The sequence below is a fragment of the Pseudomonas sp. NFPP07 genome, assembly GCF_900115645.1.
Lineage (GTDB): Bacteria > Pseudomonadota > Gammaproteobacteria > Pseudomonadales > Pseudomonadaceae > Aquipseudomonas > Aquipseudomonas chlororaphis.
The window spans coordinates 90369-112875 of the sequence record NZ_FOXG01000009.1; the positions used below are offsets into that span (position 1 = coordinate 90369).

The 22507-nt window shown below is 59.9% G+C and carries 20 protein-coding genes; 6 read left to right on the forward strand and 14 right to left on the reverse strand.

Annotated elements, in window-relative coordinates:
- Positions 1–17 precede the first annotated feature (17 nt).
- Entirely contained in the window at positions 18–986 is a 969-nt protein-coding gene (locus tag BM019_RS23110) for a DUF932 domain-containing protein (RefSeq protein WP_092420601.1), read from the reverse strand.
- Positions 987–1804: 818 nt separating this feature from the next.
- Between BM019_RS23110 and BM019_RS23115 the strand changes: the two genes are divergently transcribed.
- Positions 1805–2020, forward strand: a complete 216-nt coding sequence (locus BM019_RS23115) for a helix-turn-helix transcriptional regulator (protein WP_092420853.1) — start codon at positions 1805–1807, stop codon at positions 2018–2020.
- Between the two features lie 223 nt (positions 2021–2243).
- A complete protein-coding gene (locus BM019_RS23120) occupies positions 2244–3335 on the forward strand; it encodes a YagK/YfjJ domain-containing protein (RefSeq protein ID WP_175510716.1) in 1092 nt (363 codons plus the stop codon).
- Between the two features lie 51 nt (positions 3336–3386).
- Here BM019_RS23120 and BM019_RS23125 read toward each other — a convergent pair whose 3' ends face one another.
- The 10 genes from BM019_RS23125 to BM019_RS23170 all read right to left on the reverse strand — a co-directional run bounded on the left by BM019_RS23125 (position 3387) and on the right by BM019_RS23170 (position 14462).
- On the reverse strand, positions 3387–4097 hold the full coding sequence (locus tag BM019_RS23125) for a hypothetical protein (protein WP_092420607.1): 711 nt from the start codon (positions 4095–4097) through the stop codon (positions 3387–3389).
- A gap of 59 nt (positions 4098–4156) precedes the next feature.
- Positions 4157–5371: a tyrosine-type recombinase/integrase gene (locus BM019_RS23130; RefSeq protein ID WP_092420610.1), complete on the reverse strand. Its 1215-nt coding sequence runs from the start codon at positions 5369–5371 to the stop codon at positions 4157–4159.
- Positions 5372–5960: 589 nt separating this feature from the next.
- The gene (ppa, locus tag BM019_RS23135) at positions 5961–6488 is read right to left on the reverse strand and encodes an inorganic diphosphatase (protein WP_009045807.1); all 528 of its coding nucleotides are present in this window, start codon (positions 6486–6488) and stop codon (positions 5961–5963) included.
- A 264-nt stretch (positions 6489–6752) separates the two neighbouring features.
- The gene (locus BM019_RS23140; protein WP_087091878.1) at positions 6753–7562 is read right to left on the reverse strand and encodes a M90 family metallopeptidase; all 810 of its coding nucleotides are present in this window, start codon (positions 7560–7562) and stop codon (positions 6753–6755) included.
- Between the two features lie 5 nt (positions 7563–7567).
- On the reverse strand, positions 7568–8224 hold the full coding sequence (locus tag BM019_RS23145) for a DedA family protein (RefSeq protein WP_092420613.1): 657 nt from the start codon (positions 8222–8224) through the stop codon (positions 7568–7570).
- Between the two features lie 253 nt (positions 8225–8477).
- Positions 8478–8936 (reverse strand): GNAT family N-acetyltransferase, encoded by a 459-nt coding sequence (locus tag BM019_RS23150; RefSeq protein ID WP_009045805.1) that lies wholly within the window; start codon positions 8934–8936, stop codon positions 8478–8480.
- A 107-nt stretch (positions 8937–9043) separates the two neighbouring features.
- Positions 9044–9868, reverse strand: coding sequence for an ethanolamine ammonia-lyase subunit EutC (gene eutC / locus BM019_RS23155; RefSeq protein WP_092420615.1), 825 nt, complete (start codon positions 9866–9868; stop codon positions 9044–9046).
- Between the two features lie 10 nt (positions 9869–9878).
- Positions 9879–11273: an ethanolamine ammonia-lyase subunit EutB gene (locus BM019_RS23160; protein WP_085534514.1), complete on the reverse strand. Its 1395-nt coding sequence runs from the start codon at positions 11271–11273 to the stop codon at positions 9879–9881.
- Positions 11274–11328: 55 nt separating this feature from the next.
- Positions 11329–12777 carry an ethanolamine permease gene (gene eat, locus BM019_RS23165; RefSeq protein ID WP_009051053.1) on the reverse strand — a complete coding sequence of 483 codons (1449 nt, stop codon included), beginning with the start codon at positions 12775–12777 and terminating at the stop codon, positions 11329–11331.
- Positions 12778–12941: 164 nt separating this feature from the next.
- Positions 12942–14462: an acetaldehyde dehydrogenase ExaC gene (locus tag BM019_RS23170; RefSeq protein WP_009045801.1), complete on the reverse strand. Its 1521-nt coding sequence runs from the start codon at positions 14460–14462 to the stop codon at positions 12942–12944.
- 429 nt (positions 14463–14891) lie between these two features.
- Between BM019_RS23170 and BM019_RS23175 the strand changes: the two genes are divergently transcribed.
- From BM019_RS23175 to BM019_RS23190, 4 genes are all read left to right on the forward strand, one after another.
- Positions 14892–16805 carry a sigma-54-dependent Fis family transcriptional regulator gene (locus BM019_RS23175; protein WP_092420618.1) on the forward strand — a complete coding sequence of 638 codons (1914 nt, stop codon included), beginning with the start codon at positions 14892–14894 and terminating at the stop codon, positions 16803–16805.
- Between the two features lie 216 nt (positions 16806–17021).
- The gene (gene mpl, locus BM019_RS23180) at positions 17022–18371 is read left to right on the forward strand and encodes a UDP-N-acetylmuramate:L-alanyl-gamma-D-glutamyl-meso-diaminopimelate ligase (RefSeq protein ID WP_092420621.1); all 1350 of its coding nucleotides are present in this window, start codon (positions 17022–17024) and stop codon (positions 18369–18371) included.
- Complete coding sequence (ubiX, locus tag BM019_RS23185; RefSeq protein WP_007927126.1) at positions 18368–19000, forward strand: flavin prenyltransferase UbiX; 633 nt, start codon at positions 18368–18370, stop codon at positions 18998–19000. The genes mpl and ubiX overlap by 4 nt, the downstream gene beginning before the upstream one ends.
- Positions 18993–19280: a YceK/YidQ family lipoprotein gene (locus tag BM019_RS23190; protein ID WP_009045798.1), complete on the forward strand. Its 288-nt coding sequence runs from the start codon at positions 18993–18995 to the stop codon at positions 19278–19280. The genes ubiX and BM019_RS23190 overlap by 8 nt, the downstream gene beginning before the upstream one ends.
- 154 nt (positions 19281–19434) lie before the next feature.
- Here BM019_RS23190 and BM019_RS23195 read toward each other — a convergent pair whose 3' ends face one another.
- From BM019_RS23195 to BM019_RS23205, 3 genes are all read right to left on the reverse strand, one after another.
- Positions 19435–20076 (reverse strand): oxidoreductase, encoded by a 642-nt coding sequence (locus tag BM019_RS23195; RefSeq protein ID WP_009045797.1) that lies wholly within the window; start codon positions 20074–20076, stop codon positions 19435–19437.
- A 28-nt stretch (positions 20077–20104) separates the two neighbouring features.
- Positions 20105–21823 carry a C13 family peptidase gene (locus BM019_RS23200; RefSeq protein WP_009045796.1) on the reverse strand — a complete coding sequence of 573 codons (1719 nt, stop codon included), beginning with the start codon at positions 21821–21823 and terminating at the stop codon, positions 20105–20107.
- A 103-nt stretch (positions 21824–21926) separates the two neighbouring features.
- Positions 21927–22382, reverse strand: coding sequence for a MaoC family dehydratase (locus tag BM019_RS23205; RefSeq protein WP_009051047.1), 456 nt, complete (start codon positions 22380–22382; stop codon positions 21927–21929).
- Between the last annotated feature and the right edge of the window lie 125 nt (positions 22383–22507).

Consider the following 22507-nt stretch of genomic DNA (forward strand, 5'->3'; position numbering starts at 1 on the left):
CTGTGGTGGGGACAACGTTAGGCTACCAATCGAAGAGCAGAGTCGAGGGCGCGTTGTTTGATTGTCGCACCCTGACCGAACCAGGCTGAATCTACCCGGTACTCCGAGGTCCTGGCCCTGCGCTCGTGATCAACGTATTCAGTCACTGCGTTCAACAGACCCCATGCGGTGCCTCGGGCGGATTCCAGATCCGCCCCTCGGCCCTTTCCTTCGTACAGGCTTTGCACCTTTTCCATCGCTCGTTTATTTGGCAGCACTTCGGGGATGGGGTCCCCAGAGCCGGTGTCGCACAGTACTTCCATGAAAAAGCCCATAGCCTCATGCCACTGTACTTTGCGTGCGGCGAGCATGTTCATTCGGTACATGAATTCGTCCCATTGCGAGACGGCGATGCCCAATTGTTTCTTCACTGTCTGTGGAACAAAACGTGTGCTGTGTGGGACCTTGATGGCGTGTGTGGCTCCATCCAATGCAACCGCCAGTGTGTTGTTGCAAACCACACGAATGCTGGTGGGCGTTGCCGTGGTGGCTAGTGTGCCGTCACAAGAGGTTGCCAGCAGCAGATAGCTGTTCACCTGATCGTTTCCTTTGAGTGTGGTCGCTTGGCCCGTTCTGGCGAGAGCCCAGAATTTGCGGCCTCCTTTCAATACACCTGCCGTTTCCAACTCATACCCTGACACCTCAGTGAGATCTCGGTAGAACTCCAGCACTTCGCCAGGCTGGACCACTTGATAACGACTAGAAACCACCGACAACGGAGATTTTGTGTCGGAACGGTAAAGGACTTTCTGTTCTGAAAAGGAGTGAATCGTGCTCAGGTGTCCGACGGCATCGGCTTTGAAATGTACAGGGCTTTCCTCGATCTGCCAGCTCATCCCGGCTTCTCGCTGCCATATCTCCAGAGGTTGCTTCGGCGAAAGACTGGAGCCCAAGCCGTGCCAAGGTGCTGCACCGCTGTACGCCATGTGTTCGATAAGGTGTGTCATGCAATGTCCTTAAAGTTATTGCCACAGCTCATCCTCCATACAGACTCATAGGGGTGACGGTGGCGTATTTTTTAACGGAAGGTGGGAACGTTATGGGGCTGGTGAGACTTAGGGCCCAGCCCGGATTTAACGGTGTCTGGCGAGGTTCAAGCAGCTTTGGCAGGCACTGGGAGATAGCGTGTTTTGAACGCTGTTATTTGCGTTGGTAAAGCTGGCAGCTTCCCTCGAAAGTGCGTGAAGGAAAGCTCCAGCGAACCCGGTGAATGGGCTGTTTCTGCTCAGCTTAGATTTCACGTCCTTTCCGTCAGCGATAGCCTGCAACGTGGCACCAGCCAGTGAAATAATTGAGAAAATTTTCCGAGAGGGTGTGTTCGAAGCTCTTGGATTTGGACTGCATGATGGGCAACTGAGTGGCATGCCTGTGCTCCTGTTGAATGGACTAATAGGTCTTGAGAGGCCTGCTCTTTGCAGGTTGGTTGTCGACGAGGATGCCCAAAAACTTGGACTCTCCTGTTCATGATGTGTGGCTGAGATTTTTTGCGTTGTTGCTTGGATCGGTTCTGGGCAACAACCGAGCTCTAGCATTGCAAGATGGGTTTTGAGCAACGCTGGGCCAGATCTGAAGCCATCGACCTCGTTGGCCGGTGGTGGGGAGGGGGGAGTTGGGGGGCAAGGATTTGCTGCCTCGTGATGATGGCTTCGTGTCTCATTTCCAATGGCTCAAATCGTGTATTTTTTTAATTCAAGAAGAGCACAACCACGCCTGTTGATGTGCCGGTAGAGTTTTCTCTCCGCAACGATACGAAGGTAGGCAAATGATGAGTTTAGATACCCCACCAACCGCCAGAATTTTGAGGCTCACACAGGTCCGCGAGCGTTTGGGGCTCTCACGTTCAACCATTTATGATCGGCTCAACAATCGCTCTCCTCGCTACGATGCTTCATTCCCTAAGCCCGTGAAAATAGGGATCTCTGCCGTAGGTTGGATCGAATCCTCGCTGAACGAATGGATAGGCAATCGCCCTAGCTGTTGACACCGTAAATCGAGTTGATCGAGGAGGTGGGCTATGGCACTAACTCTTTAAGTTATAAATTTTTTAGCTATTAGTATTTACTAACAATTTCCCAGTCAAAGCGCCACCGCTATAGGCATAAGCCTTCAGGCGAGTTCTGGTTCATTTGTTATTGTTAATATGAATAAAAGAAATACGTCTATAAAACTAATCTTGATAGTAGTCGGAAGGAATGGGGTTGGCCATGTACTCAGAAAATGAAATGGCACTATTTGCATCTTGTTATAAGACGGCGGGGAGTAATGCGGGTGGGGGAGAATTAGCTGTTCGTGTGCTAGGTGATGAGTGGCATGTTGCAGATTATATTTGCACGATAGAAAAAGTGTTGAAAAAAATAATATCGACTAAGAATCCTTTGTTTTATGTGGTGACGGTTGGTCGGTTCGGTGGTCATAGATTGAAGATGAGTGAGCTAGGAGTTAAGTTCATTAATCTTCTACAGGCCGAACTTAAGTTGGTGTCCAGGAATTTTCCGTACTATGAATTTAATCCGTATGTTTCTATCTTCTTTGATGTTGCCTACAAGCTTGAGCTTAATAACTTGGCTTGGGAGCTAAGGGGTAAGCTTGTACCAAACCTTACCTTGTCTGTGGCTACCCTAAATACAGCTATTGAAGAGCTTAGGCGCTTAGGTAAGGTGGAGAGATTTAAGGCTAAATTAAGAAATTTCCGTCGAGTTGCGGATAAGAATTTTATTGAGGTTAAAAGATATATAAACGGGATGTTCTCAGTTTATTCGCGGCTTATGGTTGTTCGTCTTGATCTCGGATACAGTAGGACGCTAGCAGATATAGACGTCGAAAAAGAAGTTGAGCACAGGAACGTAAGTAAAGATAGAGTGGAGTTTTTTAAGGCTTTAAATAAGTTAGCAAAAGATAAGATGGTCGGTTTTGTTTGGAAATTAGAGTATGGCCTGGATAAATTTTATCACTACCATTTGATGTTGTTTTTCGACGGTTCTCAGGTCCAGGAAGATGTCATGTGGGCCAAGCGGGCAGGAGAGATCTGGGTCAGCGAGGTTACAAGCGGTGATGGTGTTTACTTTAATTGTAATAGTAAGAAATATCTTTACAGAGACTGCGGAATTGGAATTGTAGAGCATCATGATCAAAAAAAGCGCGAAAACTTAATGCTGGCTGCCTCTTACTTAACGAAGCCCGACTATTATTTGCGAATGGTTCTCCCGGGAAAATCTCGAGCACTCGGTAAGGGATTAGCGCCTAAAATACCAGCTAAGAAGATGGGAAGGCCCAGGTCACTGGTTCAAGCCTCATAAAAAACAACTCAAGCCTAGCACTGGCTTGAGTTGTTTTTTATGAGGTGAAGATCAAGATTTAAATCCAAACTCTTTGAATATATCATCATGGATAATCCACTTTCTTATGGTTTTTCCAGCATTGTCCCCTGAAAGGATGAACTCTTTATTTGATCGAAGCTCTTTCATGATGGAGTTAGCGGCATCTGTTGCTGTAATCCAGTTGCTCGTTGATCGTTTGGCCGTTAAAAGTTTCTTGATTAGCAGCTTTACAGCGTCATAACGTTTAGCTGCTTTTATTCCGCCAGTTGAGTTGCTTGTTTTCTTTGATTGATTTTTTTCTTGTCGGATTGTAGCCATCTCTTTTTCTGCGAGTGTCCCGCTTAGAAATAAGGCCTCGGCAACGTAAGACCAAGCCTTTTCCGTTTCTCCCTCTTCCACCGCTAGGGTCGCCATTATGGTCAGCGTAAGCGAGGCGTAATAAAAGTACTCATAAGAATTTCTCGCGAGCCCTAACGTATGTTTTACCCAAAGAACTTCGATCTTGTTGGTGAACTCGGGATTTATTCTTATGTCATTTTCTATTTCTTTTTTGAGTCGGTTGAAATTGGTTTTCTTGTCGATGAGCTTAGTACTCTCATCAAGTAACTGGAAATTCTTTTCAATTGCGTCTCGTGGAGTTCGGTGGGCTAGTGCTTGATAAAATTCTTCAGTTACGCCTAGCCCCGTTGTTTCATTCTTTTTAGGCTTCGGCGCGGCTACTTTTTTGTCAATGGTAGGCATCTCAAGTCCTGGTTTTTTTGACCGCATAGTTAGTTTTAATTGCTGTTTGCTAAAGTTTGTTATTCCGCTCTGCCGCTGGTTTTGCTTCCCATAAAGCTTGCCCAGTCGGTCATCAATGCTCTGCGTTTGTCTAGAAAATCTGAGCGAGAGTACGCCCCTTCAGTTTGGTCACGTTCATCATGCGCCAGAGCCATCTCGCAAACCTCCCGTGGGTAGTGAGTGCATTCGCCGGCCCAGTCTCTAAATGAGGATCGAAAGCCGTGTCGGGTGATGTGTTCGTACCCCATGCCATGCAGGAGCGTCCGTACTGCGTTTGCGTGCATGACTCCTGTCTTGCCCTGGCCTGGAAATAGAAAGGCGCTTCCCTCATCCCGTGGAATGCTCTTCACCAGTTTTACGACTTCCTCGGCAAGCGGAATTACGAAAGCTACCCGCATCTTCATTCGCTCACCTGGCAGCGACCAAGTCCCAGCTTTTAGATCAAACTCATCCCAGCGAGCGAACCTGACCATGTGGGCGCGTGCGCTGGTCATGATCAACAGTTGAGCGGCCTGAGACGGAGGTGTCGAGTTTGTCCTGAGCTTTAACATCAACTCAGGCACTTCCTGCCAGCGCAAGGCTTCAAAGTGCTCACGCTTCCGAGCCTTCCTCTTTTCAGAACGGCTCAGCAGGTTGTCTAAGTGCCCGCGCCAGCGAGCAGGGTTCTCACCCTGTCGGAGGTTGCGTGCTTTGGCTGCATCCAGAACTTGCTCAATCTGGCCGCGTACCTCGTCAGCGGTTCTGGTCTTGGTGGCCCAAATGGGTTGTAACACCTTGAGCACTTCGGGAGTACCGATGTCTTCGGCTGACAGCTTGCCTATGTGATCAAACGCATACAGCTCCAGCTTTCGCAGCCAACCTTTACGCCACTTCTCCGACCACGCCGCGCCATGAGCATCACGGTATTCCGTTGCGAGCGTCTCGAACTTCAGTTGCTTGGCTTCGCTTGCACGCTGGGCTTCCCGTTGAGCTGCTCGCTCTATGTCTCTGGCTGCCAAGGGATCGATGCCATCACTCAGTTGGCTGCGTTTAGCACTGGCATCTTGCCTGGCCTTCTTGAGGCTCACTTCAGGGAATGAGCCCAAGCCCATCTCTCTACGGCGACCTGCCAGTTGGAAGCGAAGTGTCCAGGATTTACTTCCGCTAGGTTTGACTTCCAACCGTAGGCCATCACCATCTTCATAGGTGCCAGGTTCGGTCAGGTTTTCGATTTGTTTCGGATTCAGTTTACCCATTGGATTTCCCCTGTAGTCCGTTTGTCCCCCCATCTGTCCCCCCACTTCATCGTCGGATGAGGTCAGATGGCGTTGAACACCATCGGACAGAGGAATGCCTGAAACCCCCGGAATAGCTAAGCTATCAGGAAGATTCTTGGATGGGATAGGATTATTTCGGACAATTAAAAAGCCGGCTTGTGGCCGGCTTCTCGGGGACTGGCTTGGTTCATTTTTGGTAAACCGCACCAGCCTGCAAAACGTACACCCAGCTCTTGCGGCTGGCTGTGGGACTTGGCGAGAAAATCATCTGCCGCGTCGGGCGGATCTGACCGGTTGAACAGGTCGATGCGCAAAGGTGGGGCGCAGCATACTGATATTCGAAGAGAATTCCCAGCGCAAAGCGTTAGCCGGAGCCTGTGACGAGGGCAAAAAGCAGGGCGTTTTGTATCGGAGGGCGTTGTTGGCGGGGAATGGGCTGTTGTTCTGGGGGCTGTTATCGCAGACAAGCCTCGCTCCTACGGGGGAGGGGCATTCGACAGGCATAAAAAAGCCCCGGGTTAGCGGGGCTTTTTCTTGAAGCTTGGCGCTGGAAGCTTGCAGCTGCTGCTTAGCCTTTGTAGGCGGCAACCGACTTCAGGATCGCGTCACGGGCGGCGTCGGCGCCGTCCCAGCCTTCGATCTTCACCCATTTGCCTTTTTCGAGATCTTTGTAGTTCGCGAAGAAGTGCTCGATCTGCTGAATCAGCAGCGGCGGCAGGTCGGTGTATTCCTTCACGTCGACATACAGCTGGGACAGCTTGTCGTGTGGTACAGCGATGACTTTGGCATCGCCGCCGCCGTCGTCGGTCATGTTCAGGATGCCGACCGGACGGGCGCGGATCACCGAGCCTGGAGCCACTGGGTAAGGGGTCACGACCAGCACGTCGAGGGGGTCACCGTCGTCGGCCAGGGTGTTTGGAATGTAGCCGTAGTTGGCCGGGTAGAACATCGGGGTGGCCATGAAACGGTCAACGAACAGGCAATCGCTGTCTTTGTCGATTTCGTATTTGATCGGCGCGTGGTTGGCCGGAATCTCGATTGCGACGTAGATGTCGTTCGGCAGGTCTTTGCCAGCCGGAATCTTGCTGTAGCTCATTGGGCGATGCCCCCGTTAGTTGACCAAAATGTCTTGGCCGGATTGACCAAAAAGTGGCGGCGATTATAGGCACATTCCAAGGGCTATGCCACGTACCGAAGGACGTATGGACGCCTTGGGCCAAACGCCGCGAACCCTGTGCAGGAGCCGTCGGTCGACGCTCGATTGCTTGCGAAAAGAAGAGTCGCCGCAGCCTGTTTAGTTCAGAGACACCCGTCAGGATCGATGATTATTTCGCCAGCGGGCGCGTTCCGGCAGGACGCCTCAGTGTTGCTGGTAGTGCGGGTCGCTGGCCTGCAATTGCTGGAGCCGGGCCAGGGGATTCTGCCGGTAAAACAGCTGCAGTTGCTGGTAGACCTTCGGATAGGCCTCGTGCAGCAGATCCGGGGCGCTGAAAAAGTATTCGCTGGTGACGGCGAAGAATTCCGCGGGGTTTTCCGCGGCGTAAGGGTCGATGGCGGTTTCGGCGTCCGGGTTGTGGTCGAGCTGGCGATTGAGGTCGTCGTAGGCCGCCTGCATCACCTGTGCCCAGTCACTGATGCGCATGTCGCTGTGCAGCGGCGGCAGGCCGTTGGCGTCGCCGTTGAGCATGTCCAGCTTGTGCGCCAGCTCGTGGATCACCAGGTTGTAGGCTTCCCAGCCGCCGCTGGCGAGCACGCCGGGCCAGGCCAGGATGATCGGGCCCTGTTGCCAGGCTTCGCCGCTGTGCTCGCCGTCCCATTCATGTTCGACGCCACTGGCATCGCGATGGCGCTGGGGGCTGAGGAAGTCGTCGGGGTAGAGGACGATTTCGTGGAAGCCCTGGTACCAGTTCAAATCCCCCAGGTGCAACAGCGGCAACTGGGCCTGGGCGGCCAGCAGCAGGCGTTCGAACTGGTGCAGCTCGACCCCGGGCAGGGCGCTCAGGTGCTTGTCGTCGAGAAACAGGACGCTGGTTTCCCGTAGCCACTGATCCTCGGCATCGCTCAGGCCGTCGAGAAAGGGCAGGTGCTGGCGCACCCGTTGCCACATTTCATCGGCAACCGGGTGCTTGGCCAGCCGACGCCGGCGGCGCCAGGTACTGAGGGGCCACATAGCGATCAGTGGCTTTCAGCCTTTGCCGCCGAGCGGCCCAGGCGGCTGCGCACCACGCCGATGATCATCGGCACCAGCGACAGCAGGATGATGCCCACCACCAGCAGCGACAGGTTTTTCTTGATGAACGGCACGTTGCCGAAGAAGTAGCCCAGGGTCACCAGGCCGCCGACCCACAGGATGGTGCCGACCACGCTGAAGGCGAAGAAGCGCGGGTACGGCATCTTGGCCACGCCGGCGACGAAGGGGGCGAAGGTGCGGATGATCGGCAGGAAACGCGCCAGGGTCACGGTTTTGCCGCCGTGACGGTCATAGAAATCGTGGGTCTTTTGCAGATAGTCGCGGCGGAAGATCTTCGAGTTCGGGTTGCTGAACAGTCGTTCGCCCACCGTTCGCCCGATGATGTAGTTGGTGCTGTCGCCGAGGATAGCCGCCAGCATCAGCAGGCCGCCGAGCAGTACCGGGTCCATGGCGCCACCGGCGGCGACCGCGCCGGCGATGAACAGCAGGGAGTCGCCAGGCAGGAACGGCGTCACCACCAGGCCGGTCTCGCAGAAAATCACCAGGAACAGGATGGCGTAGATCCATGGCCCGTAGTTGGTCACCAACATGTCGAGGTAAACGTCGAGATGGAGGATGAGGTCGATCGGGTTGAAATCCATTGGGGCACCTGTGGTGACGGCCCGACTCTGCGGGCCTGTGCGATGACTGGGGCAAAAAACTTACAGCTGGCGCAGATTCATCTTACGCCCCGAAAAGGTCGGCATTATAAGACCTGATAGGTGAAATGGGCGTTGAGTTTGTAGCGAGGAATGTATTGACGGCGCTGGCTGGCCAGAGGCGAAAGATCGTGGCCTTCGGCAGCGTCTTCCCAGGCACTGTCGAAGGTCGTGATCGGGCGGTTGCAGAGGGGGCTTAGTCGTCGCTGATCGGCAATATGTAGTTCTTGAACTGGGTATCTTCGCGAAAACCGATGGATTCATAGGTTTTCTGTGCCACTTCGTTATCACTGCTGGTGGAGACACGCATGCGTACGGCCTGGGTGTCCTTGGCCATTTTCTTCGCGGTGCGGATCAGGTTGTCGGCCACCAGTTGGCGACGGGCATCTTCGGCGACGTAGATGTCGTTGAGGATCCACACGCGCTTCAGGGACAGGGAGGAAAAGCTGGGGTAGAGCTGACAGAAACCGAGGAGTTTCTTGTCGTCATCGTCGGGCAGGGCCAGGTAGATCACCGACTCCTTGCGGCGCAGGCGCTTTTCCAGGAAGGCTCGGGACGAGTCCGGAAAAGGCAGGGCGCCATAGAACTCGCGGTATTTGACGAACAGGGGGGTCAACAGATCCAGGTGTTCGAGGGTTGCTTGAGTAATCCGCATGAGTTGTCCTCAACTTCGAATGGATACGACGGCAAACGGTTCATTACTCGGGCAGCCGTGTTTCGATGCTGCCTAAAGCCTGGAAAAAGCGCAATCGTCTCGAAAAGTCATGGTTTTGCAGGCCCCAGCAGGAAATTGCCCTTGGTGGTGTCGGGCGCGTCGCTGTCCAGGGTGTTCACCTGGGCCTCGTCTTTCAGGTTGACCCCCGAGAGCTGCCGCCTGCAGGCCTCGCGCATCAGGTACAGCAAGCGGTGGGCTGCCATGCCGTAGCTCAGGCCCTCCAGGCGCACGTTGGAAATGCAGTTGCGATAGGCATCGGTGAGCCCGACCTTCGGGTTGTAGGTGAAATACAGCCCCAGGCTGTCCGGTGAGCTGAGGCCCGGGCGTTCGCCGATCAGGATCACGGTCATTTTTGCCCCGAGCAGCTCGCCGATTTCGTCGGCCACCGCCACCCGGCCTTGTTCCACGAGGATGACCGGCGACAGCGACCAGCCTTCGGCCGCGGTCTGTTCTTCAAAACGGGCGAGAAACGGCAGGGTATGCCGATGCACCGCCAGCGCCGACAAGCCGTCCGCCACCACCACCGCCAGATCTACCCCGCCCGGATTGGCGGATGCGTGATCGCGCAGGGCCTGGGCCGACTCGTCGCTGAGCTTGCGCCCCAGGTCCGGGCGTTGCAGGTAGCTGTGGCGATCGCTGGCGGCGCTGTGCAGCAGCAGGCTGTCGCGGCCGAGTTCGGCCAGTTGGCTGCTCAACCCGGCATGGTCGAAGGGCAGGTGTACCGCATCGCGGGCCTGGGCGTGGGCGAACTGGAAGTCCAGCTGGGCGCCGGTGGGCAGGCTGGTGCCGGTGCGGCCCAGGGCGATGCGCGCCGGGGTCAGGCGGCGCAGATCCAGCCAGGGGTTCTGGCTGTCGGTCGGATGTTTGTCCATGAGCCTGTCCTTACTGAAGCTGTGCCAGCGCCTGGCGGAAGGCCGGCGGCAGGTTGTGGCCGAACTGCACCTTGCCGTCGGGCTGGGTGAAGATGCCGGTTTTCGCCAGCCACTGCTCGAACTCCGGCGCCGGTTTCAGGCCCAGGGTCTGGCGGGCGTAGAGCGCGTCGTGAAAGGAGGTGGTCTGGTAGTTGAGCATGATGTCGTCGGAACCGGGGATGCCCATGATGAAGTTGATCCCGGCCACGCCCAGCAGGGTCAGCAGGGTGTCCATGTCATCCTGGTCGGCTTCGGCGTGGTTGGTGTAGCAGATGTCGCACCCCATGGGCACGCCCAGCAGCTTGCCGCAGAAGTGGTCTTCCAGGCCGGCGCGGATGATCTGCTTGCCGTTGTACAGGTACTCCGGGCCGATGAAGCCGACCACGGTATTCACCAGGAACGGCTTGAAGTGCCGGGCCACGGCATAGGCGCGGGTTTCGCAGGTCTGCTGGTCGACGCCGAAGTGGGCGTTGGCCGACAGCGCGCTGCCCTGGCCTGTCTCGAAATACATCAGGTTCTGCCCCAGGGTGCCGCGCTTGAGGCTCAGGCCGGCCTCGTAGCCTTCCTGCAACACATTGAGGTTGATGCCGAAGCTGGCGTTGGCCGCCTCGGTGCCGGCGATCGACTGGAACACCAGGTCCAGCGGCACGCCACGGTTGATCGCCTCGATGGAGGTGGTGACGTGGGTCAGCACGCAGGCCTGGGTGGGAATTTCATAACGCTGGATGATGGCGTCGAGCATTTCCAGCAGGGCGCAGATCGAGGCGATGCTGTCGGTGGCCGGGTTGATGCCGATCATGGCGTCGCCGTTGCCATAGAGCAGGCCGTCGAGAATGCTCGCGGCGATACCCGCCGGTTCGTCGGTCGGGTGGTTGGGCTGCAGGCGGGTCGACAGCCGCCCGCGCAGGCCCAGGGTGCCGCGGAACCGGGTGACCACACGGATCTTTTGCGCCACCAGCACCAGGTCCTGGACACGCATGATCTTCGACACGGCAGCGGCCATTTCCGGGGTCAGCCCCGGCGCCAGGGCGCGCAGGCTCTGTTCGTCGGCGGCGTCGCTGAGCAGCCAGTCGCGAAAGCCGCCGACCGTGAGGTGGCTGACGGTGGCGAAGGCGGCCTTGTCGTGGGTGTCGATGATCAACCGGGTGACTTCATCGGTTTCGTAGGGGATCAGCGCCTCTTCGAGGAAGTGCTTGAGCGGAATGTCCGCCAGGGTCATTTGCGCGGCGACCCGCTCGCCGTCGTTGAGGGCGGCGACGCCGGCCAGGAAGTCCCCGGAACGCGCCGGGCTGGCCTTGGCCATGACCTCCTTGAGGCTGTCGAAGCGGTAAGTCTGGGCGCCGATTGTGTGGGCGAAACTTGCCATACAGGTTCTCCGTGACGACGCAGGGACGTGGCCCCTGCGTCGAGGTTTTCGGCGGTTAGTGCAAGGCTTCTTCAGCTTTCTGAATGGCCGCGAATTCTTCTTCGGGCGTGCCTGCTACCAAGTGATGCCGACTGTAGAAAGCAAAGTAAGCAATTAATACTCCATAGATGATCGCGGCGCCAATGACCACCCGCGGATCCACCAGGAAGCCCGCGACCACGGCGATGCAGGCCAGTACCAGGGCCACGCCGGAGGTGAAGATGCCGCCCGGGGTGCGGTACGGACGATCCATTTTGGGGCGGCGGATGCGCAGGGTGATGTGCGCGGCCATCATCAGTACGTAGGAGATGGTCGCGCCGAACACCGCCACCAGGATCAGCAGGTCGCCCTGGCCGGTCAGCGACAGGCCGAAACCGATGATGCCGGGGATCACCAGCGCCAGGACCGGCGCCTTGCTCTTGTTGGTTTCCGACAGCTTGCGCGGCAGGTAACCCGCGCGGGACAGGGCGAAAATCTGCCGCGAGTAGGCGTAGATGATCGAGAAGAAGCTGGCGATCAGGCCGGCCAGGCCCACCAGGTTGACGAAGCTGCCCATCCAGGTCGAACCGCCGTAGGCCTTGGCCAGGGCTTCCACCAGCGGGTTGCCCGAGGTCAGCAGGGCGTTGGCCCCCGCGCCGCCGGGGCCGATCACCAGGATCAGCAGGGCGAAGCTCAGCAGCACCAGCATGGCGCCGATCAGGCCGCGCGGCAGGTCGCGCTTGGGGTTCTTGGTTTCTTCCGCGGCCAGCGGGACGCCTTCGACCGCCAGGAAGAACCAGATGGCGTAGGGAATCGCCGCCCACACACCGACATAACCGAACGGCAGGAAGCTGCTGGCGCCCACGGCCTCGGTGACCGGGATGTCCAGCAGGTTGGCCACCGAGAAGTGCGGCACCATCGCCACCAGGAATACACCCAGGGCCAGGGCGGCCACGGCGGTGATGATGAACATCAGCTTCAGCGCCTCGCCGACCCCGAAGATGTGGATGGCGATGAACACGATGTAGAACGCCAGGTAGATCATCCAGCCGCCGATGCCGAACAGCGACTGGCAATAGGCGCCGATAAACACCGCGATCGCCGCCGGGGCGATGGCGTATTCGATAAGGATCGCGGTGCCGGTGAGAAAACCGCCCCAGGGGCCGAAGGCACTGCGGGCAAAACCGTAGCCGCCGCCGGCGGTGGGGATCATCGAGGACAGCTCGGCCAGGGAAAAGCACATGCACAGGTACATGGTGGCCATCAGCAGGGTGGCGAGGAACATGCCGCCCCAGCCGCCCTGGGCCAGGCCGAAGTTCCAGCCGGCGTAGTCGCCGGAGATGACGTAGGCCACGCCCAGGCCCACCAGCAGGACCCAGCCTGCCGCGCCTTTTTTCAGTTCGCGTTGTTGGAAGTAGTCGGAGCCGACTTTTTCAAAGTCGACCGAAGAGCCAGCCGGCTGCACGCCGGTATGTTCGCTAGGCATAAGGGTTCACCTGTTCTTATTGTTGTGCCCGGTCGGCAGACCGGATCGGTGTTGCAAGGCGATGGTGCGTTTTGCCTTGAGGTCGTCATCGCGAGCTTGCGCGAGCGGCCCCCAAGGGTGAAGCCGCGTTGGCGGCTTCACCCTTGTCCCTGGCTTTGCTGGCTTTAGAAGAAGCCCAGCGGGTTGATGTCGTAGCTCACCAGCAGGTTTTTGGTCTGCTGGTAGTGGTCGAGCATCATCTTGTGGGTTTCACGGCCGACGCCGGACTTCTTGTAACCGCCGAACGCCGCGTGGGCGGGGTACAGGTGGTAGCAGTTGGTCCACACACGACCGGCCTTGATCGCCCGGCCCATGCGGTAGGCGCGGTTGATGTCGCGGGTCCAGAGGCCGGCGCCAAGGCCGAACTCGGTGTCGTTGGCAATCGCCAGGGCTTCGGCTTCGTCCTTGAAGGTGGTGATGCTCACCACCGGGCCGAAGATTTCTTCCTGGAACACGCGCATCTTGTTGTGGCCCTTGAGCAGGGTCGGCTGGATGTAATAACCGCTGGCCAGGTTGCCCTCGAGTTTTTCCACCTTGCCGCCGGTCAGCAGCTGCGCGCCTTCGCCCTTGGCGATTTCCAGGTACGAGAGGATCTTGTCGAACTGCTGCTCGGACGCCTGGGCGCCGACCATGGTGTCGGTGTCCAGCGGGTCGCCGCGCTTGATCTGCTCGACCTTTTTCATCACCACTTGCATGAACTCGTCGTAGATCGACTCTTCCACCAGGGCGCGCGACGGGCAGGTGCAGACTTCGCCCTGGTTGAAGAACGCCAGCACCAGGCCTTCGGCGGCCTTTTCGATGAAGCTCGGTTCGGCCTGCATGATGTCGGCGAAGAAGATGTTCGGCGACTTGCCGCCCAGTTCCACGGTGGACGGGATGATGTTCTCGGCGGCGCATTTCATGATGTGCGAGCCCACCGGCGTCGAACCGGTGAAGGCGATCTTGGCGATGCGCTTGCTGGTGGCCAGGGCTTCGCCGGCTTCTTTGCCGAAGCCTTGCACCACGTTGAGCACGCCCGGCGGCAGCAGGTCGCCGATCAGCTCCATCAGCACGCAGATGCCCAGCGGCGTCTGCTCGGCCGGCTTGAGTACCACGCAGTTACCGGCGGCCAGGGCCGGGGCGAGTTTCCAGGCGGCCATCAACAGCGGGAAGTTCCACGGGATGATCTGCCCGACCACGCCCAGTGGTTCGTGAATGTGATAGGCCACGGTGTTGCCGTCGATTTCCGCGGCGCTGCCTTCCTGGGCCCGCAGGCAGCCAGCGAAGTAGCGGAAGTGGTCGGCGGCCAGCGGGATGTCGGCGTTGAGGGTTTCCCGCACGGCCTTGCCGTTGTCCCAGGTTTCGGTGATGGCCAGCAGTTCGAGGTTCTGCTCGATGCGGTCGGCGATTTTCAGCAGGATCAGCGAGCGGGCCTGTGCCGAGGTGGCACCCCAGGCATCGGCGGCGGCATGGGCGGCGTCCAGGGCTTTCTCGATGTCTTCGGCGGTGGAGCGCGGGAACTCGGCGATCGGTTGGCCGTTTACCGGCGAGGTATTGGTGAAGTACTGACCTTTGACAGGCGCGACGAATTCGCCGCCGATGTAGTTACCGTATTTGCTCTTGAACGAAACGATAGCGCCTTCAGTACCGGGGTGTGCATAACGCATGGTGGGTATCTCCTGGCTTTTGTGCTTATAGGGGAGGACGCGCTGTTGCGCTTGTAAAAGCGTAGAGCAAAGCCCGGGCCACTGCGTTGCAGGCCAGGAAAATCAAGGGTTTGCGAATGTTTCAGCGGCTGCGTGCCGGGCGTATGTGGCAGTTGTGGCACAGGTCGGGTGACACTTTGTACCGCTTGTGGCACAGCTCGTGACTCATTGGTCGAAGCAACATTGCAATGCGTCCATGGCTGGAGGATGCTGGTGGGCCGCGAGGATCTGAAGAACTCTTCTGTAGCCGCTGCCGCAGGCTGCGAACGACCGCGAAGCGGGCGCTGCTCTTCAGATCGCGGAAGCCCCTGCGGGGCTTGGCGCAGCCTGCGGCAGCGGCTACAGGTGGGTGCCTTCTGAGCAGTCAGCGCAGCAGGAGAACAATAAGAAATGCACAGCAATCACCTCACCCGGCACGCCCAGCAAGTGCTGACCGTGACCCAAGGCAAGGCCCATCTGCAGGGGCCCGGCAGCGACCCTTCCATCGCCCGCTCCTGGCTGCGTTGCCTGGAGGACTATCACCTCGACCCGGCCCTGAGCATGGCGCCCACCGTGCTCGAGCACGGCCGCCTGCTGGAAAGCCGCGAACGCCTGCAGCAGGTGCTGCAGATCGCCGGCAACGAGATGACCAGCCTGCACCAGCAGCTGTCCGGCGCCGGCCATGCGGTGCTCTTGACCGACGCCCGGGGAGTGATCCTCAACTGCGTCACCGCGCCCGCCGAGCGCAAGATTTTCGAACGCGCCGGGCTCTGGCTCGGTGCCGACTGGAGCGAGGCCTGCGAGGGCACCAACGGCATCGGCACCTGCCTGGTGGAGCGCCAGTCCCTGACCATCCACCAGGACGAACATTTCCGTGGCCGTCATACCGGCCTGACTTGCTCGGCCAGCCCGGTGTTCGACCCTCACGGTGAACTGCTGGCGGTGCTCGACGTTTCCTCGGCGCGCCCGGATGTGTCGCGCCAGAGCCAGTTCCACACCATGGCCCTGGTCAATCTCTCGGCGAAGATGATCGAGAGCTGCTATTTCCTGCGCTATTTCGACAATCAATGGTTGCTGCGTTTTCACCTGCAGGCCGAGTCCGTCGGCTTGTTCAGCGAAGGCTTGCTGGCATTCGACGGGGAAGGGCGGATCAGCGCGGTGAACCAGAGCGCCTTGAACCTGCTGGGGCATGTTCGCGGTGGCTTGCTGGGCAAACCGGTGGAAGCCTTTTTCGACTGCTCGCTGGACGAGTTGCTGGGTCGCGCCAGTGTCAATGCCAGCGCCAGCTGGCCGCTGCGCACCCGTGATGGGCGGCACCTGTTCGCGGTGTTGCGTGGCCAGCCGCGCAGCGTACCGAAACCGCTGCCGCCGAGGACGGTGCTGGAGCGTCCGCGTCTGCCCGAGATCTGCCTGGGCGATGCGGCCCTGCAAGACGACTTCCGCAAATCCTTGCGGGTGTTCGAGCGCGATGTGCCGTTGCTGATCAACGGCGAAACCGGCTCCGGCAAGGAGGCGTTCGCCAAGGCGGTGCACCATGCCAGCCAGCGGGCGGAGAAAGCCTTCGTTGCCTTGAACTGCGCGGCAATTCCCGAAAGCCTGATCGAAAGCGAGCTGTTCGGTTATCGCGGCGGCACCTTCACCGGGGCACGCAAGGAAGGCATGCGCGGCAAGTTGCAGCAGGCCGATGGCGGCACGTTGTTCCTCGATGAAATCGGCGATATGCCGCTGGCCTTGCAGACCCGCCTGTTGCGGGTGCTGGAGGACCGCATGGTGGTGCCTATCGGCGGCGAGCCGCAGGCGGTCAACGTGCGCATCATCAGCGCCACTCACCGGGACCTGCTGGAGCGGGTGCGGGATGGCAGCTTCCGCGAGGACTTGTATTACCGCCTCAACGGCCTGGAAATCAGCTTGCCGGCGCTGCGCGAGCGCAGTGACAAATCCCAGTTGCTGGATTTTCTCCTGGCGCAGGAAGCCGGCGATCAGCAGGTCTCGCTCGACGGCCCGGCGCGCCAGGCCCTGCTGGACTTCCACTGGCCAGGCAACGTGCGGCAACTGCGCAACGTATTGCGCACCCTGGCGGCGCTCTGCGACGACGGACGCATCGGCCTGGAGGATGTGCCGGCGATGATTCGCCAGGGCCGCCCGGCGCCAATGCCGGCAGCTGCCGAGGAGGCGGGCGGATACCCGTTGGACGATGCCGAACGCCTGGCCTTGCTCAATGCCCTGGAACAACAGCGCTGGCATATGACCCACACCGCCGAGCAGTTGGGGGTGAGCCGTAACACCCTCTATAGAAAGCTGCGCAAGCATGGGATCGCGCGCTAGGACATGAGACCGCGTCAGCGTTCATCGCGGCGCAGCCGCCGATACATCGGTAACCGCGGCCCAAGGCTCCAACCGTGTTCGGGCGATTCCCCGGCAGAAGCCCCACAGAACTCGTCACAGCCTCCGGCAGTGACAACCGCGTGTTCCCCCATCAGCTAAAGAGTGCGATTTGCAGCCCTCTACGCTAACCTGCCTCGATGTTTTACGAGGTCGACTATGCACATTCATATTCTCGGTATTTGCGGCACCTTCATGGGCTCGATGGCGGTTCTGGCCAAAGAGCTGGGCCATCATGTCACCGGCTCCGATGCCAACGTCTACCCGCCCATGAGCACCCAGCTCGAAGCCCAGGGCATCGAGTTGACCCAGGGCTACGACCCGGCCCAGCTTGACCCGGCGCCGGACCTGGTGGTGATCGGCAATGCCATGTCCCGCGGCAACCCGGCGGTGGAATATGTGCTGAACAAGGGCCTGCCCTATGTTTCCGGCCCGCAATGGCTGGCCGACCATGTGCTGCAAGGCCGTTGGGTGCTGGCGGTGGCTGGCACGCACGGCAAGACCACCACCAGCAGCATGCTGGCCTGGGTGCTGGAGCATGCGGGCATGAGCCCGGGCTTCCTGATCGGTGGCGTGCCGCAGAACTTCTCGGTATCGGCCCGCCTGGGCGACACGCCGTTCTTCGTAATCGAAGCCGATGAATACGACAGCGCCTTCTTCGACAAGCGCTCGAAGTTCGTGCACTACCGTCCGCGCACGGCGATCCTGAACAATCTCGAGTTCGATCACGCGGACATCTTTCCCGATCTGCCGGCGATCGAACGGCAGTTCCACCACTTGGTGCGGACTATCCCGAGCGAAGGCCTGGTCATCCACCCGACTACCGAGCCGGCCCTGCAACGGGTGATCGACATGGGCTGCTGGACCCCGGTGCAAACCACCGGCGCGGGCGGCCAATGGCAGGTCAAGCTGCTCAGCGAAGACGGCTCGAAGTTCGAAGTAATGTTCGAAGGTGAGGCCCAAGGCGTGGTCGAGTGGGACCTGACCGGCCAACACAACGTCGCCAACGCCCTGGCCACCCTGGCCGCGGCGCGCCATGTCGGCGTGGTGCCGTCCATGGGCATCGCTGCGCTGAGCGCGTTCAAGAGCGTCAAGCGGCGGATGGAGAAGGTGGCTGAAGTTCATGGCATCACCATCTACGACGACTTCGCTCACCACCCGACCGCCATCGCCACTACCCTGGACGGCCTGCGCAAGCGCATCGGCGATGCGCCATTGATCGCGATCATCGAGCCGCGCTCCAACTCCATGAAGCTCGGCGCCCACCGTGACGGGCTGCCGGAAAGCGTCAACCAGGCCGATCAGGTGGTCTGGTACGCGCCGGCCAACCTCGGCTGGGACCTGGGCGCCACCGCTGCGCTGTGCAGCGTGCCGTCGATTGTCAGCGACTCCCTGGAAGGCATCATCGAGCGGGTGAAGAGCCAGGCCAAGCCGGGCACCCACGTGGTGATCATGAGCAACGGCGGCTTCGGCGGCCTGCACGGCAAGCTGGCCGAGGCACTGCGATGAACAACGGCCCGGAACGCATTACCCTGGCGATGACCGGCGCCTCGGGCGCCCAGTACGGCCTGCGCCTGCTCGATTGCCTGGTGCGCGAAGATCGTGAAGTGCACTTCCTGATCTCCAAGGCCGCGCAGTTGGTGATGGCGACCGAGACCGATGTGACCCTGCCGTCCAAGCCGCAGACCATGCAGGCCTTCCTCACCGAGTACACCGGTGCGGCAGCCGGGCAGATCCGTGTGTATGGCAAGGAAGACTGGATGTCGCCGGTGGCCTCGGGCTCCGGTTCGCCGGCGGCGATGGTGGTGGTGCCTTGCTCCACCGGTACCTTGTCGGCTATCGCCACGGGTGCATGCAACAACCTGATCGAGCGGGCGGCGGACGTCACCCTGAAGGAACGCCGCCAGCTGATCCTGGTACCGCGCGAGGCGCCTTACTCGAGCATCCACCTGGAAAACATGCTCAAGCTGTCGAACATGGGCGTGACCATTCTGCCGGCGTCTCCGGGTTTCTATCACCAGCCGCAGACCATCGACGACCTGGTGGATTTTGTCGTGGCGCGGATTCTCAACCTGTTGAATATCCCGCAGGACATGCTGCCGCGTTGGGGCGAGCATCATCTGAGCAGCGATGAGTAAGTCGCTGCTGGTCCTGCTGGTCGCCCTGCAACTGGGCGGCTGCGCCACGGCACGCACGCTGAACGCAGCCAAGCCGGGAGCTCCGGTGGTGTATTCCGGGACGCGCCTGGATCTGTATGTGATGCAGGGCGGCTGTTGCCCGATGGATCGCTTCGGTGCCGAAGCACCGAGCTATCCGGGGGTCGATCTGCCGGCCAGCGCCTTGCTCGACACGCTGCTGTTGCCGCTGTCGGTGCTGACGGTATTGGGGGTTGGTTTCCAGGCTACAGGCGGGTTGTAACCACCTTCTAGCCGCTGCCGAAGGCTGCGATCGGTCGCGTAGCGGCCGTAGAGGCGGGCGGCGCTGTGGTGCGGCAAATCGCGTCGTCAGGATTGCGCCTGCTGCGCAGTCGATCGCAGCCTGCGGCAGCGGCTACAGGCGCGATCCATGGCGTTTATTTGCCCAGCTTGCGCAACTCGTCGGACTCGACGATCCGCACGCCATCCTGCTCTTCCAGCGCCAGGCGCCACATGGCCCGGGCCAGATGGCAGGCTTCGATGCCGTGGTATTTGCCGGGAATCAGCTTGGAGAGCGGGCCGGCCAGCTGTTCGGCGAGACGCGGTTCGATGCGTTCGCCCAGCAGCAGCGACGGCCGGCAAATAGTCAGTTGCGGCCAGTCCTGGGCCTTCAGCGCCTGTTCCATTTCGCCTTTGACCCGGTTATAGAAAATCGAGGATTTCGCGTCCGCGCCTAGGGCGCTGATCACCACCAGGTGCCGCGCACCCATCTCCCGCGCGCGTTTGCCGAAGGCTACCACCAGGTCCAGGTCGACGGCGCGGAACGCCTGTTCGGAGCCGGCTTTCTTGATCGTGGTGCCCAGGCAGCAGAACGCCAGGTCCACCCGGCCGCTGAGCTGCGGCAGGAGTACCGCCGGGTCGCCGACCGGGTTTTCCAGGCGCGGATGTTCGCTCAAGGGGCGCCGGCTGGGCGCCAGTACGCGGGTTACCGTGGGTTCGTTGAGCAGGCGGTCGAGCAAGTGCTCGCCAGTCAGGCCGGTCGCGCCGGCGAGCAAGATATGCTGAGGCGTCAAGTACATAATGTTTCCCCCTTGATACTGTTTCAGCTTAGTTGCTCTTTGCTTCCTTGCTGTCGTTGGCGGCGCTTTGCAGCGCCTTTCGTGCTTGTTGCTTGCGCAGATGCTGCCAGTGCGCCAAGACCCCCTTGGGCGCCCAGATCTGCGGTTCGGAGGCTTCGAAATTGTCCGCCTGTTCGCGTTCGGCCACGGTCGCCCTGGCCAGCTTGAAGGCCTGTTCCAGGTCGTCGGTCTGGTTCAGCGCCTGGGCGAACAGGGCGTCGCCGAAGTAGGTGAAGTCGGCTTCTTCCGAGCAGCCGAACGATACGCGGTCGGCCTGCGAAGCGGTCATGATCAGGGTCCGCTCATCCTTGAGCGCGGGAATGAACCCGCCGGAATAACAGGCCGAGATCACGATGATCTTGTCGCGGTTTTTCAGTGGCGCCAGTACCGCGGCCAACTCGTCGGCCGGCAGGTCGGCCAGCTCCAGGCGCGGCTGGTCGAGCACCAGTTCGTGTTCGCTGGTGCCGTGGCTGGTCAGGTAGATAAACAGCAGGTCTTCCGGGCCGCTGCGTTCGGCCAGGACCTGGACCGCGCGCCGCAGGTTTTCCCGGGTGGCCATGGGCCGGCTGTCGAGGCGGTCGCGGTGGTTGACCAGGCGGATCTGGCCGTAGGCGCCGAAGCGGGTGGCAAGCATGTTGCTGACATAGTCGGCCTCGCGCAGAAACACGCTTTGCTTGCCATCGCCGGCCAGCGTCAGGCTGTAGAGCTCGATGGCGGGGGTCGACGCCGGCACCGCGCTGAGGGCGTCGTCGAGCAGGCGGCCCTGGGCCAGCAGGCCGGTCTCCAGTGGGTCGGGCAACAGTCGGCCGTCGGCATCGCGAACCCGCAGGCCATTGATCCAGTCGCCGCTTTGCACGGTGCCATCGCGCAGCACCAGCACACCGTGGCCCTGGTAGTTGTCGCCTTCGAAGCCGCCGATATAGAAGCTGCCGTCGCTGAGGTTCAGGCGGCCCTGGCCGCTGAAGCGCCAGTCGCTGAAACGGCCGATGTAGTGGCTGCCGTCGACGCCGATCAGCTCTCCCTTGCCACTGAGGGCGCCTTCCTTGAACTGGCCGATCCAGACATCGCCGTCGGCGTTTTCGTAGCGGCCCTTGCCGCTGAGCTGGTTCTGTTTGAAGCCGCCGACATAGAGGTCGCCCTCGGCGCTGCTGAAGGTGCCGTTGCCTTCCAGCTGGCCATCGACGAAGTGGCCGCTGAACTGGTTGCCGCTGGCATCGCTGCGCTGGCCTTCGCCGTTGGGTTTGCCGCGGGAGAACTGGCCCTGGTACTGGCTGCCGTCTTCCAGTTCGAGACGACCGAGCCCGGAATACAGGTCGGACTTGAATTCGCCGCGGTAGGTCATGCCGCGTTCCTTGAGGGTGCCTTCACCGTCGCGCCGGCCCAGTTTGAAACCGCCGGTATAGCTGCTGTCCTTGGTGATCAGGCTGCCCTGGCCGTGGAACAGGCCCTGCTGGAATTGACCGCGGTAGACCTCGCCGTCGCTGCCGTGCCATTCGCCCTGGCCATGCCATTGGCCGCTGTCGAACTGGCCGGCATACCAGCTGCCGTTGGGGTAGTCGATGCGGCCTTGTCCCTGCAGCAACCCGTTGACCACATCGCCGCGGTAGCGACCACCGTCCGGCAGACGGGCGTCGGGAGGCAGCAGCGATTCGCCGTCTCCACATGCGGTGAGCAACAGGGTCAGAGCCAGGGGTACAAGTGGGTGCATAGCGGGATCCGGATAATTAGGGGACCGAGTATGCCGCAGCAGCGAGGCTTATATATAGAGAGGCTGCGCGAAACAGCGTGAGCTGTTTCGCATCAGGAAGGTTTCAGACAAAGCAGAGGGACAAGGGCTCGGCGATGTAGGCTGGTTTTTCCTGGCCTTCGATTTCCAGTGTGGCGGTGGCCTTGAGCAGCCATTGGCCGGGTTTCTTCTCGGTGACGTCCACCAGGTCGACCTTGAGGCGGACCCTGGAATCGACCTTGACCGGCTGGATGAAGCGCACGCTGTCCAGGCCGTAGTTGACCACCATCTTCAGACCCTCGGGCAGGATCAGGATGTCTTCCATCAGTTTCGGGATCAGCGACAGCGACAGGAAACCGTGGGCGATGGTGCCGCCGAACGGCGTCTGGGCGGCTTTCACCGGGTCGACGTGGATGAACTGGAAGTCACCCGTGGCTTCGGCGAACAGGTTGATACGCTGCTGATCGATGGTGAGCCATTCGGAACGTCCTAGTTCCTTTCCGACATAATCTTTGAGCTCTGCAACAGGAACATACGGCATTGAGACTCTCCTTGGGTTCATCGGTTTTATCGTTCTAAAGGGGCGGGGGCCGTACCCCCTGACCACCCACTGTAGATCATCATGGGGGTTTGCTCCGGTCAACCTTCCATGCTTTTGGCGAATGC